Annotated in this window: 1 protein-coding gene; it reads right to left on the bottom strand. The window is 50.9% G+C overall.

The window, feature by feature from the left end; genetic code table 11:
• Positions 1-2 precede the first annotated feature (2 nt).
• Positions 3-15,614, bottom strand: coding sequence for an SDR family NAD(P)-dependent oxidoreductase (locus ACWJJ5_RS15910; protein ID WP_454022522.1), 15,612 nt, complete (start codon positions 15,612-15,614; stop codon positions 3-5).
• Between the last annotated feature and the right edge of the window lie 23 nt (positions 15,615-15,637).

Consider the following 15,637-nt stretch of genomic DNA (forward strand, 5'->3'; position numbering starts at 1 on the left):
TATCACACCTCGCTTATTTCAAACATTGCTTCTGTGCCCGCCTCATTTTCTTCCGCTTCGGACAACTGTGCTTTTTCAGGCCAATACCGCTGTTTTCGGTATACTGTCTGACCGCCTTTCGGTTCCATGGTCGCTTTTCGTTCTTTCGGAATTCCTTCGTTGCTGACAATGATATGGGCGTTATTCCCGCCCAAACCGAACGCGCTGACCCCGGCCCTGAGTATCTCTTTTTTTCCGTCCCACCGCTTCAGCTCAAGCACAGGATAAAGCGGCGAATCATGAAATTGAAAGCGGGGGTTCGGTTTATGGCAATGCAAAGTCGGCGGGAGTTCTTCACTGGCAATCGCCAGCAAAACTTTGATGATTCCCGCCGCGCCCGCCGCACTCAGCAAGTGGCCGATATTGCTTTTGACGCTCCCTACACCGCAAAATTGTTTTTCATCGGAATAAGCAGACAAGACATTGGTTAATCCTTTTAATTCAATCGGGTCGCCGATCAAAGTACCGGTTCCGTGAGTCTCTACGTATGTCATGGTGTCCGGCTCGATTTCCGCTGATTGAACCGCCTGCTCAATCAAGTCCTGCTGCGCCCGGGGATTCGGCGTCGTCACCCCCATTGTGCTGCCGTCATTATTTATCGCAGAGCCGTCAATAACGCCGTATATTTTATCTTCGTCTTCTATCGCTTTTTCGAGCGGCTTCAGCATCAGCACACCGCAGCCCTCTCCGATTCCTGTTCCGTCCGCATCGGCATCGAAAGATTTTGAACGGCCATTTGGCGATAAGATTCTCGCCGCGCTCATTGTGAGAAAAGGTTTTTCATCAAGCAAAATGTCAACCCCGCCCGCAAAGGCCGCCTCCGCTTCTCCATTTTGAATAGCCTGCACAGCCAAATGAATTGCCGTAAGCGAACTGGAGCAGGCCGTATCTACGACCAGGTTGGGCCCTGTAAAGTTATAAATGTGCGCCATATGTGCGGTAATAAAATTTTGCCCCGCGCCAATAATCGCGTCTTTTTGCAAATATTGAAATTTCTGATGAAACGCACCTGCCCTTGCACCGGCAAAAACGCCGATACGGCGGCCCCAGAGATCCTCTTTTTGATAACCCGCATCGGCCAAAGCTTCCGCGCTCACTTCGAGCCACTGCCTTTGCAGCGGGTCTATCATCGGTGCCAGCGTTTCTGAAATATTAAAATACTCCGGGTCAAAATGATCAATATCGTGAATAAAACCGCCCCATTTACTGATGCTTTTTCCTTCTTGATATTCACCCGGCTGATAGTGTTCCCCAGCGTTCCATCTGTCCGGCGGAACTTCAGTGACGGCATCCGTTCCGCTGCGGAGATTCTTCCAAAATTCTTTTATATCCCCCGCTTTCGGAAAATGACAGGCCATGCCGATGATCGCAACCTTTCCCCGTTTCCCTGGCTTATCTGCCGTTTTTTTGCTCTGTTTCGGCGTCTTCTGCAAAGGGACCTTCTCCGCGGGAACCGTTGCATCTGCCGAAAAAGCTTCCGGACAATGTGCGGCTAAATAATCCGCGAGCTGTTCTATGGTAGGGTGTTCCAGAAGGACAGTCGGATCAATTGAAACGGACGGCAGTTTTTGATCGATCTTTGTCAGCACTTGCGCCAGAAAGATAGAATCCATTCCGTATTCCTGAAAAGGCACATCGATATCCATATGCGTTTCATCGATACTCAGCTCTTTTGCCAAAAGCGTCTTCAGCCAAGATTTAATATCAATCCGGTTATGGACCCGTTTTTTTGTTTCAGGAGGTTTGGAAGCTGTTCTCATTCCTTTATGGGCGGCTGGCTTGGCGTTTTCAAGCGCTTTGATGTCCCAATCATGTTTCACTTGTGCCGGCAGCACGACAGCTCCGGGTCTTTCTCTTAAAATGTAATCAAGCATCTTGAGACCTTCCGCGTCAGAGTGCCGCAGCAATCCCGTTTGCTGATACACCCCGCTTTTTGTATCCCTGCTCATGCCCGTCTCATCCCATGCCGGCCATTGTATGCTCATGATGCCGCTCTCATTGTTTTCTGCAAAATAGTCGATATAAGAATTTGCCATCGCATAATCGCTCTGACCCGCCGCAAGAATCGGGACGGCTGCCGAGACAGATGAAAACAGGACGAAAAATGCCGGCGCATCATCCTTTACACTCTCATACAGACTGTGAAGGCCGTCTGCTTTCGGTGCGAGCACCCGCGCGATACTGTCTTTGGATTTGCGGAGAAAAGCAGGGTTTTCACGGTCCGCAATTCCCGCGCAATGCAAAATGCCTCCGACAGGTCCGAGCGTTGTGGTTACCTCTTTTATAAGCCGTCCGACGGCCTGCTTATCCGTCAGATCAACTGCTGAGACGCACACTTTTACGCCTTGTGATTCCAGCTTTCGGATAAGCTGTATTTTTTCCGAAACGACAGGGTCTGTTTGCTCAAGATCCCACTCGGTTTTCGGCGGCAGCTCCTTTCTGCCTGTCAGAAGCAGTTTCTTCACACCGTATGCGGAAACGAAATGCTTGGCGCATAAAGCGCCGAGTCCGCGCGTTCCTCCGGTTATCATCAGGACGGCGTCTTTTGGAAACACAGTCCGGTCTGTTTGCACGGCTTCTGGTTCAATCTGATCAGTCTGCCGAAGAACATAGCTGAAGCGCATGCCGTCCCTGTAGCAAACAGCAGATTCCGTTAAGTCTGATTCAATTTCTTGTTTAATAAAAGCGGCTGTCTGCTCCAGCGGCTTTTCAGGATCAATATCGGCGTGACAGGTGAGAATATGGCTGTATTCATGCCGCAGCATGCGATAAAGCCCCGCTTTTTCAATACCATGCATAGTGGCCGCCTTATTTTTGAAGGATTCAAGGCCTTTTGTAAGATAAAGCATTTTCATGTTTTCTTGTCCGCGGCCGTATTCAATCAGCTGCTGCAGCGATGCCACCCAGCTGATGTCCTGCCGCTTTTGCCGGGAACCGCAGCCGGTGAAGTCAATAAACCCGGAATAGATGGCCGCATTCGGATCCTGTAAGAAAGAGATGAGCTGATTTTCCTGCACAATGTCAGCATCGTTCAGCTGTTTTTTCACCTCGGCGGCAAGGTCTTTTGTATCCTCGGAGACGATGAGCGCTATTTTGCTGAATGGCTCGGATGAAGACACTGCCTCGCAAGGCTCCCATGTTTTCTGCAATACTACTGTTTTTTGATTCGAAAGCGGCAGCTGCTCCCGTTTCGGCACCCAATAGCGGTCGGCTCTGAACGGATAGGAGGGCAGGCTGATGCGGCGCGGCTTACTGTCCGTATACAGCTGCTCCCAATCTGTGTCAAATCCGTTTACCCAGAGCCGCAGCACTTTCTTGTATTTCTTTTTCTCAATCCAGGCGCTGACGAGGTCAGCAGCGTCTTCATCGTCTGAGAACATGGAGGTCGTGTTATTCTCGCGTTTTTTGCGCCCGCTGATGATATCTTCGCTGTTTTTTCCCATCAGAAACGCGTTCAGTTTTTCAGTCAGTTCCTCTGCGGAGCCTGCAATGATTCCCAGCCTCGCTTCCATTGCGTCCCGTCCGGTCTGCAGTGTGTATGCAACATCTGCAAGATCGATATGGCGGGATGATCCGTTTTGGATAAAATCCCGAAGGAGACGCGCTCTTTCTTTCAGCCGCTCTTCATTTTTAGCCGACAAAACAAAAAGAGATGACGCTTTCTCACGGGTTTCCGGCTGTTCCGTTTCACTTTTGCCCATGTATTCTTCAATAACGATATGCGCATTGACGCCTCCGAAACCGAATGAGCTTACACCCGCCCGGCGGGGCAGGACCCGGCCGTTTTCATCACGCAGCGCTTCCCACTCCTTTGTTTCTGTCACAATGTAAAACGGGCTGTCCTTCAATTTGATATGGGGATTGATGTTCTCGCAATGCAGACTTTTGGCGAGCGTCCGATGTTTCAGCTGCATCAATACTTTGATAACGCCCGCAATGCCTGCTGCGAGCTCCAAATGTCCGATATTTGTCTTCACTGAGCCTATCCCGCAATATCCGCCCGGAGCCCCGTCTGTTTGGAAAGCTTTTTTCAATGCATTGATTTCAATCGGATCTCCGAGCGCCGTACCTGTTCCGTGCGCTTCTATATAAGTGATCGTTGACGGGTGAATACCGGCTTTTTGATAAGCGCTTTTCAGCACATCCGTCTGAGCCTGCGGATTCGGCGCGGTAAGTGACGCTGAGCGTCCGCCGTGATTTTCCGCTGTACCGCGGATGAGGCCGTAGATGTGATCCCTGTCATGCTCAGCCTCTGAAAGCTTTTTCAAGACAATCATGCCGGCACCCTCTCCTCTGACATAACCGTCAGCCTGATCAGAAAATGTTTTGCAGCGTCCGTCTTCACTGAGCATGCCTGCTTTTTGAAAACCGATATGGCCTTCAGGCGTGACGATCGTGTTGACGCCCCCTGCGACCGCCATATCACAATCTCCCGTTTCAATGGCTTTTACCGCGCGGTGAATGGCGACTAAAGAGCTTGAACAAGCGGTTTCTACCGGCTCGCTCGGCCCGTGGATATCAAGAAAATAACTCATCCGGTTCGGTCCGACGGACGGCACGATTCCGGTCATCGTATACCCCTCGACAGGAAGACCCGCCTTATTGATTAAGGTTTGATATCCGCTTCCCAATGTGCCGGTGAAAATGCCGGTTTTTGTTCCGGCAATCCGTTTTGCTGAGTACCCCGCGTCTTCAATGGCTTTCCACACATACATCATTAATAGACGCTGCTGAGGATCCATCATTTCAGCTTCTTTCGGAGATATCCCGAAAAACAGCGGGTCAAACCCGGCGATTCCATCTATAAAACCGCCCCATTTAATTGACGTTTTATTTGCAGCCGCTGCCGGATCGCCGTCATATTCGCGCCAATCCCAGCGATCCCGGGGAATTTCTGTGATGCAATGCTCTCCTTTTGATAAACGTGTCCAGAATTCATCTATGTCTTTCGCTTGCGGAAAAATACCGCTGATTCCGATAATGGCTATCGGTTCGGTTTTTTCTTCTGATTTTCCTTTTACGGATACGGGCGTTTCCCGTTTGACATGAACGGCCGCCGGAGTTTCAGCTTTTCTTTTTCCGGCTTTTGGAGCGGTTTTAAAACGCTCTCTTTCTAAGCCGCTGAATGCTTCTTTCCATTCAGATATCAAATGGCCGCTCAGTTTGCGCAATGTCGGAAATTCAAAGAAGATAGTCGGGCTGAGCTCAAGCTGATAAGACCGATTTAATAGATTTGTAAATTCAGTGAAGATGATCGAATCAAATCCGTATTCCGTCAGTTCGCTGTCAGCCTCAATATCTTTCATGCTTACCTTTAAAAGATCTGATACATGCCTCTTTAGTTTCTCTTGAACCCGATCTTTCAGATCTGTTGCATCTGTCTCTGCCGGAGCTTGTCCGGCGGCGCTTTGTTCTTCGCCCAGATCGAAAATATGGCTGCGAATCCGTTTCTCGTCGCCTTCTGCCACCATGACCTGGTGTGCTCCGGAGGCAAAAGCGGCATAAAGCGCCTGGATGCCTGATGCCGATCGCATGGCTTTCATTCCGGTCTGTTCATACATCAGCCGTTCTGTCTCTTTGTCCACACGCATACCGCCTTCTTCCCAAAGCGGCCAGTTGACGGACAGGGTCTGCCCGCTCCGCTTGTTGTCCCGCACGAGACGGTTTCGGCGGGCTGCATATACGTCCATAAATGCGTTGGCTGCCGCATAACCGGCCTGCCCCGGATTTCCCATGCCTCCCGCCAAGGAAGAAAACAGAATGAAAAAGTCCAGCCGCATATCTTTCGCTGCTTCATCAAGATTGATAAGCCCTTTCACTTTCGGCGCCATGACGGCCTTCCGTTCGTTTTCTGTCTGGTTCAGAATGTAGTTGTCGGCGATCACGCCGGCGCCGTGAATGATCCCGTCGAGTGTTCCGTGCTCCTCCTGTATGCCGCGGACGAGGGCGATAACCGCCGCCCTGTCTGTCACGTCAACCGGTTGATACAATACGCGGGCGCCCGTCGCTTCCAAGCGCCGTAAGCGGGCGGAGCGGTCTTCATCTAGCGCTTCCACCCTTCCCGTTAATACGAGGACGGCGTTTTTGACGCGGGAGGCTATTTCTTCAGCTAAAATCAGGCCGATGCCGCCCGCTCCCCCGGTAAGGAGGTAAACCCCTTCGTCTTTCCACGGAACGGCGCCGCTTTGAGGCGCAGGCAGGTGACGCCAGTTTCTGACGAGACGTTTGCCGGCTTCATAACGGATTTCCGCTTGTTCAGGGTGCGCCCGGTTTTCTTTCAGCTTGGCAAGAAGCGATGATGCTGGCTCGTCCGGATCGGCTTGGATGACTTGGCCGTACAGCTTCGGATGTTCAAGGTGAGCCGTTTTCAGAAAAGCGGCCAGCCCCGCCAATACATTGTCTTCCCCCCTGTCGGGGACAAGAAGCTGGATCAGCGTTTTTTTCTTCTGTTTTTCTTTGATAAGACGCTTGACGATCGCTGACAGCTCCGCCGCGCAGGCGTCATAACGGTCTTCAATCGGACCTTCGCCGTCAGCCGCACATACGGCGCCGCTTATCTCCTCAGCGTTCATTCCGCCATACAGCGTCACGTATCTGAAAGACTCTTCTTGTCCGCCGCCTTCATCCGGCGGTGATTCCTGCCACTTTGGCTGAAGCAAGAGCGGTTTTCCCTCCGTTTCCTCTTCCAGAAAACGGGCGGTGAGCCCCGTCAATCGGACACATACCTCGCCGTTTTCATCACACAGCTCAATATGATAGGCGCCGTCCGCTGAGGAAAGCACCGCCCACATCGTCTCACGGCACGCAGAAAACACCTGCATATCCCGGAGGGCAAACGGCAGAAACGGCCGTCCGGACGCGGAACCGTCTGAGAGCACGAGACCGATAGAAGCCTGAAGGGCGGCGTCCAGCATGCTCGGATGCAGGATGAACGGCTCCTTTTCTTCGCGGGCGGACGGCGGAAGAGTGAGCTTCGCGAGCACTTCTCCGCTTCCGGCATAGACGGCGTCAAGCGCCTGATGAGACGGTCCGTAGGTGATGCCGAGACTGTCGAATGCTTCATAGCACTCAGCCTTTGACATGCGCCGGCCGCCGCAGCGCGTCTGAACCGCTTCCACATCGAGTACAGGAGCACGCTCCGTCTCTTCGAGCACGGCCTTTCCCTGGAAAAAGACAAGCGGCTCTTCCCCTTCGGCATACGCTTCAAAAGCAATGTCTCCGTTTTCTTCCGGCTGAAGCTTTACATGAAGCGTCACTCCCTCAGAAAGCACCGTCACCGGACGGAGCCAAACGATCTGTTTGAGCCGGACACCCGCTTTCCCGCCCGGCAAGTCCTCAGCAGCAAGCGTAACGGCGGCCCGGGCCATTTCTAAAGCAGCCGCGCCCGGAAGCACCGGTTTTCCATTGACGATGTGATCAGCAAAAAACGGTTCATGCCCTGAAAAAACAGAAGTAAAGCGCTGGGCGGTAAAGGTCGATGTATTCGCATGGAGCAGCGGGTGAAGCTTTTCACCTTCAGCTGAATTCCGGCTTTCAAGCTCTCCCTGAAGACGATCGGACGCCCAATACGTCTGCCTTGCAAACGGGTAGCCCGGCAGATTGCCGATTCGCGGCAAAGGTCCGCCATAAAGCAAGTCCCCTTCGATTTCATAACCTTGACAATAAAAATCTGCCAGCACGCATAACAGTTCCTGATATTTTCTATGGTCAGAATATGAGGCGCTGCACTTGCCGAGCACTTCTATTATGTGCTCCTGAATATGCTGTCGGCCTGCAAAGTGCTGCGGTACTTTTCCCGAAAACACATAAGGATGATGTTCATTAAGCTTTGCCTGCTTCCATACATACGCTGCGTCATCAGCATCTTGAATCACGATGGCGGCGCGATGGTTAAAGTGATGCCGTCCTTTTAGCAACGTATAGCTGAGCTGGGCTAGATCATTTTCTTTCAGTCCGCCATTTTCCGCCCAAGTGATCATATCTTCGATTTTTTCCTGAAGGGCCTCCTTTGTTTTTGCTGATAAAGTCAGTAAATAAGCAGGGGCATCCGGATGAGGTGAAGCGCTGCGCTTATAGCTTTCCATAACGACATGGGCGTTTGTTCCGCTCATCCCGAATGCGCTGACTGCCCCCATTCGGTTTTTACCCGGCAGAGATGGCCACGGTTTACCCGTTTTATTCACATAAAAAGGACTCTTCTCCCAGTTGATATAGCGGTTTTCCCCGCTGCAATGCAGACTGGCGGGAATCATTTCACGGGAGAATGCCTGTAAAAGACTGATCAAACTGACAATGCCTGACGCGGCAAACGTGTGGCCGATATTGGTTTTAATTGATGTGAGCGCGCAAAATGCTTCTTCGTTTGTATAGGCAGAAAATGCGTCATAAAGCGCGTTAATTTCCACCGGATCACCGAGTTTTGTCCCCGTGCCGTGTGTGACGATATATTCGATATCTTCAGGGTTGATACGGCCCCGGTCATAAACGGAAGTAAGCAGCCGGGTCTGCGCGACGCCGCTCGGAGCGGTAATTCCGTTTGTTTTCCCGTCATAATTGATGCCGCTAGCCCGAATCACCCCGTAAATCGGATCACCATCTTCTTCCGCCTCTCTCAGCGGCTTCAGAACAACCGCCGCGGCCGCTTCCCCGGGAACCATGCCGTCAGCACTTTTATCAAACGCGAAGCATTTCCCGTTTTCCGACAGCATTCCGGCTTTATCTATCGTTTCAAAAAAGTCCGGGGTATTCATGATATTCACCCCGGCCGCAACAGCTGTTGTGCACTCTTTATTCTGCAGGCTTAATACCGCCTGATGGACAGAAACGAGCCCCGAAGAACATGCTGTATTTATCGCCATCACAGGACCTGATAAATTCAAGTGATAAGCCAGCCGCGCCGCCAAAATACCGTTATGATGAGACGTGACATTGCCTTTGTCCCGTGTTAAAAGGTGATAATCTCCTTCTTCCGCACCCACAAACATACCGATCGTCTGCTGCCTGATGTGACTGGCGCCGTAGCCGGCGTCCTCAAGGGCCCTCCACGCTTCCTGTAGAAGAAGCCGCTGCTTCGGATCCATCGTTTCAGCTTCCCTCGGCGATATTTCAAAAAATAAAGGGTCGAATTCGTCCGCCCCCGGTACAGCGCCGAGTTTCCATTTTGAACTTGTGAAGCCTTTTTTTGCGACCGGTGCGACAACGTCCTTTTCCTGAAACAGAATGTCCCACAGCTCGTCCGCCGTGCGCGCCTGAGGAAAGCGGCCGCTCATGCCGATAATGGCAATGGAATCAGCTGCCTGACTGCCCTCGGTTCCGGCGTTCAGCTTATTTCTTCCCCTCTGCTTCTTTCGCTTTTCCGTTTCTGTCTTTTCAAAGACAGATTGATCTGCGGATTCAGGTTTCTTTTCTTCATAGACATGCTCCATGACGGACTTGTGTTCCGTCAGAAAATAGCGGACGACCTTCTCCAGTGTGGAATGTCCGAAAAACAGGGCCGGGGTCACTTCAATTCCGTAGTGAGCGGACAAAGAAGAGGCGAATTCCGCCAAACTGATAGAATCAAAGCCGAAATCAGCCAGATTGTCAGCATCCGTCAGTCTGTTCTTGTCTATTTTCAAAAGCCCCGCCGCCAGTTCCTTCACATCCCAGCTTACGCATTCTTCCAGTGTAAAGCCTTTCATTTCACTCCGCCTTCCTGAAAACGGGACGTTCCTGTTTACAGAACCCGAATTCGGCCGTTCGCCTTGATCTATCTGCAGGAAGCGTTTGGCCCTCGACGGAAAACCGGCCAGGACGAGATACTGGCTGGACGGCTGGACCAACAATGTTTCAAAAGCTTCGAGTCCTTCCTCTGTGTATAAATAACGCTGTCCGCTGGATTTTAAATACATATCGGTGCTTTCCGCCGTGCCGACATGCATCCCCCCTTCTTTCCAAAGCGGCCAATTGATTGCAAGTGACTTGCCGCTTCTGAGTCCGAGGCTCACAAGTTTATCCCGGTGACGGACAAAAGCCATTTGGAAGCGGTTCCCCATTGCGTAGTCACAAGAACCGAAGTCTCCTAAAATCGCTGAAGAAGAAGAGAAACAACAGAAGAAGTCAAGCGGCTCCCGTGACAGAACCTGATCTAACACCGCTGTGCCGTCCGCTTTTGGCGATAAGACTTGCTGAAAGGTTTGCAGATCTTTCTCCAGAATGCTTTCAGTGCCTTGAAGACCTGCAGCGTGAATGACACCGTGAATCGGCCCGCATCCTTTCTCTTTCGCTTCTTGCAAACCTTTCTCCATCTGAGCCTGATCTGCGGCATCCGCCTGCACGTAAAACACCTTGGCGCCTGATTCTTCCAATCTCTTTATCTTGTTCATCACCGGGCCGCCTGCCGCTGATCTCCCCGTCAAAATGAGCGTAACCGGTCCTTTTTCAGCAAAATATCCGGCGAATAATAAGCCTAAACCTCCGCATCCGCCGGTAATCAAGTACGTTTTTCCGCTTTTTATCACACGCTTCTCGACATGGGCAATATCCGTCTGCTTCATTTCCATGACGTGACGGATTTCCCCACTGTACATGACACTGCGGAACGACTCGCTGTGAAGCTCTTCACATACGTTACGGATCAGCTTTTCAAACGGCCCTTTTTGTCCAAAATAAACCGCGGCCGTATCCGTCTCCGGCAGGATCAGTTTCAGCGACCGTTCCAGCCCGATCCATGACTCGGCGTAACTGATATCGGTATCGGTCCCGCACTGAGCGGAAAGAAGGATTCGCCTCGGTTTAGAACGCAAAGAAGCCGCTGCGCGGATCACATGATACAGAATGGAATAGTCTTTCACGGCCTTTTCATCTTCAAGCGGCCATCCATACAAAACGGCATCCGCTTTGCCTGCAGCCGTTTCAATATGCCGAAACGTTTCTTGATATGCTTGTCCGTCAGTGATTTTAATTTGATAATGCGTGTTTGAAAGCTTTTGAGTTTCCTCACCCTGTGAAATAAAAAACACGCCGGCTCCCGGATAAAGGGATTGTAAAGACCGATAAGCATGCTTTCTGGAAGCTTCTCCCGTAAGAAAACAGATGACCGTTTTCAGCTCTTCATGAATGGATTTCATCAGAGGCTGCTGCGTCCACATTTCTTCAAATATCATCATCTCGGATTGTTCCTCTTGCCCGTGATCCTGCTGAGACGGCTTTCTCATTCTCACCCCTTTGATTTCTGCGCAGACAATGCCGGTTTCGTCACAAAATTGAATGTCACAGCCGGTTTGATTCTTTTTATTCATATACATCCACATGCCGGATGAGCACGGACGCATGACGCGCAGTTCTTCAACCGCTTCAGGCACGATATGGAATGACGGCTCCGTTTTTGCCAGGACATGAAAAGCTGCGTCCAGAAATTCCGGCGGCAGATGATATCCCGGATTACGGACGCTTTCATCTGTGAGAGCCAGCTTCGCCCAAACCGCATTTTCTCCCGCATAAAGCTTTTCAACGGTGCGGAACTCCTTACTGATCGTTACACCTGATGTGCCTGGTGTTTCATAATCGAATGACAGCGGGCGGCAGTCTTTTTGTAAGGAGGCAATATCAAGCACGCGGGATGGCTGTATGTTCCCTTGCCCGATGATTCCATAATGATGCAGCTTCTCTTCGTCACTGTATATTTCATAATGGATGCCTTCCTCGTCTTCAGACAGAAGGGAGAGATTGACGCCCGCACCGTGATGTCCGCCGGTAATCAGGTCAGTCCATGCCGCCGTTCGGATCCATATCTCTTTTTCTTCAGAGCTGTCTGCCGCATGATGATAAGCCGCAAGCGCCATTTCTAAATAAACGGCTGCCGACAGAACCCGCTCCCCTCTCACATCGTGGAAAACGTGTTCCCGGCCTGTAAAAGATGTATGATAGCTTTGCTCCGCCAAGGTTGACGTATTTTCATGCAGGAAAGGATGCACATATTCAGTTGTTCCTGTTTTTGGTTCTTCCCGCTTCATCCAGTAGCTTTCTTTTGCAAATGGATAAGACGGCAGACTGATACGATGCGGCAGCGCGCCTTTATATAAAGATGCCCAATCGACGGACGTCCCGTGAACCCAGGCATTCAAAAAACTGTCAAATTGACGTTTTTCCATCCAATCACCGACTGTGCCTTCCGTCTCTGTGACAGCACTATCACTCCGGCCCGTAAACACCCCGCTTACGGAACCGGCATTATTCAGAAAAGCAGTCAGCTTCTGTTCCAATTCAGAAACAGAGTCCGCTGTCATCGCCAGCCGTTCTTCCATCGGGACTCTGCCGACTTGAAGGGTAAATGCCGCGTCAAGCAGATTTGCATCTGTAATTGTTCCGTTTCCGGCGGCATCCGACAGCAACAGAGCCTGCTCTCGCAAGCGGTCTTTATCCTTTGCCGATAAAACAAAAAGCGCCGGACGGCCGGAGTCCGCCGAAGTCATTTCAGCCGGTTCATACTCTTCTATAAGCAGGTGGGCATTTGCCCCGCCCGCTCCGAAAGAAGATGTACCCGCGATTCTCGGATATTCCCGTGTTACTCCTTCAGTTTCTATGACCGGCCGTCTCCATTCCGCCGTTTCCTGCTGCACGATAAAAGGAGAAGTTTCAAAATCAATTTCCGGGTTCAGCTGCTTTGAATGCAGCGACGGCACCAGATATCCGTGTTTCATCTGAAGAAGAATTTTGGTGACCGCAGCAATGCCCGCCGCACTTTCCAGGTGTCCGATATTGGATTTAACAGAACCGATGGAACAAAATTGCTTTGCATCCGTATAGCGGCGGAAAGCCTTGGTTAACCCCGCGATTTCAATCGGGTCTCCCAAGGAAGTGCCGGTGCCGTGGGCTTCCAGATAGCTGATTGCTCTCGGATCAATCCCTGCCCTCTCCATCGCGTCTGCGATCACTTCCCCTTGTGCATTCGGGTTCGGAACGGTGAACCCGTTCGTTTTGCCGCCGGCATTCAGAGCGCTTCCTTTAATGACACCGTATATATGATCATGATCTTCAACAGCCTTCTTCAACGGCTTTAACACGATACAGCCGACGCCCTCTCCGTCAACAAACCCGTCAGCCTTATCACCGAACGCTTTGCACGCGTTTGACGGCGACAGCATTCTCATAGAAGAAAGTCCGATATAATGAACCGGATCTGTAATCAGGTTTACGCCGCCGGCAATCGCGCATTCAGATGCACCTGTTCTGATGCTTTCTGCGGCGAGATGAATGGCGGTTAAGGATGAGGAGCATGCGGTATCGACCGCGATGCTCGGACCGTGAAAATCAAACACATAGGATACGCGGTTCGGGATAAAGTGGTAGTGGGCCCCTGTCGGATAGTTGCCGTTCATGACACCTGCAAAGACACCAACCTTTTTACCGGCGCATAGTGAATCAGGGGTATATCCGGCATCCTCAAGGGCCGCATAAGCGGTTTCCAGAAACAGTCTCTCCTGCGGGTCCATGCGCTCCGCTTCTTTCGGGGAGATTTTAAAAAACAGCGGATCAAATTTATCAATATCTGTTAAAAAGCCGCCCCACTTTGTATACATCCGGCCTTCCTTACCTTTTGTCTCATCATAGTAGTCCCGCCAATCCCAGCGGTCTTTCGGAATTTCGGTGATTCCGTGTTCACCGGTCTTTAACCGTTCCCAGAACTCATTAACATTTTCAGCTCCGGGGTACTTCCCGGCAAGACCGACAATTGCCACTTCAAGGTGTTTTGAGGGCGGTTCGGAAGCGGGCGGCGCTTTTTCAGAAAAAGATGCCGCTTGGCGCTTCGTCAATCCGGCGCTTTTTTTGCGGCTTTGCTTTTTCTGTAGAGTGTGCGGCACCTTTTCGGCTTCTTTATTTGTCTTGAAAATCCCAGCCATATCTTCCTGTCTTGAGCTGACGAGATATTCCGCTAATCCGCCGATTGTCGGATACTCGAAGAACAATGTGCTGCTGATATCAGGGACGTCTTCCCGCACGCGGTTGGTCAGCTGTACGATTAAGATGGAATCGATTCCGTATTCTTCAAGGGGCGTATGGGCTTGAACGTCCTCAATCGGCATCTTTAAGATGACGCTGACGATCTGTTTCAGATACTCTGTGCTTTTTTCAAGCAAAGAGCCGGATGATACCGCTTCAGTATGAGGGAGTTCTTCAGAAAATCGCGCAAGCAGTTCGCGCTCCTTCGTTTCAGCCAAGTATGCGGCAAGCTCTTCTATCGTCCGGTATTCAAAAAACAGCGTGCTGCTGATATCAGGGACGAGATCCCGCAGCTCATTCGTCAGCTGAACGATCAGAATAGAGTCAATGCCGTATTCATCCAGAGGAGCCAGCGGGTTTATCTCTTCTGCCGGCAGTTTTAATACTTTTGCCGCAGCCCTTATCAGAAAAGCCGCTGTCTTTTCCGAAAGCCCCTCTCCCGCTTGTTTGATGGGGAGCTGACGATCAGAGGATGTTCGCGGTACGTTTGATTGGCGCTTTTGCGCGGTGTAAGCTTCCCTGCTCTGCCTGATGACTCCGTTGCTTTTCGCCGTGATAATCTGCTGGGTGTGCAGACGTTCGTTTTCAGCCGGAAATTGAATGGAATGAAAGCCTTCAGCCATTAAAACCGATTTCCATGTTTCCGGATAAAGGCCGGGGCACCCCGGAATCCGCAGCGCCTCATCTTCGTACAGCCACCAGCCCTCTAATAAGCCGAATGTAACGTGTGTAAACGGCGTATGCCCGCCCAGTTCATTAACAAGCAGCAAACCGTCTTTTTTCAATACGGCTTTTGCCGTACGTAAGGTTTTCCGGATATTTTTGGTCGCATGCAGCACGTTTGCGGCGATGGCGATATCGTAGGTTTTCAGATGTAATCCCTGGCCCGCCGCAGGCTTCTCCACATTAAACAGCTGATACGTCAAATACGGATTGTCCGCGCCGTATTCCTTTTCGGCATGCATTAAAAAAGCTTTTGACAAGTCGGTATAACAGTATTCCTGAATATGGTTTTGATAGGGGCGGAGCTTTTTAAACAGTGTGCTGCTCGTTCCGCCGGTGCCCGCTCCGATCTCCAGCAGACGGATGTTTGCCTCAGGATTGTTTTTAATTACATTTTCCACATAAATACACGCTTCATTTGCCAGCACATCGTTGTAATAATCAGCGAGAATGTTATGCTTATAGATTCCTTCAACAAGCTCCATTGAAGAATCGGGAAACATCACGTCAGTGGCTTTTATTTTGCCTGTTAAAATGCCAGGCAAAGCTTGAATGACGGTATCCGCCAGCAGAGCCTGCGCTTTCATATCCGGATCTTTCAGCCATTCGTTTTTCTTCTTATGCCACTCTTCCCACACCGCGGCCGTTTCACCGCTTTTAAAATCGCCGTCTAAAAGACGTATGCTTTCTTCCAGCCAGCGCTCATATAAAGGCAGACAGGAAGCTGCCGGCGCTTCGCCGGTCAGACCCATTGAACGCAGCGTCACCCGCAGCACTTGCAGCAAAAGCCGATTCAATTCTTTCATTTGATTGCTTATTTCTGTTCTTAAGGATAACTGTGTACGGTCTTTTTGTTTGTCTCCCTTACCCAAAACCTTATCCTCCTAAGAAAATT

This window comes from Bacillus sp. JK74 (assembly GCF_053663395.1).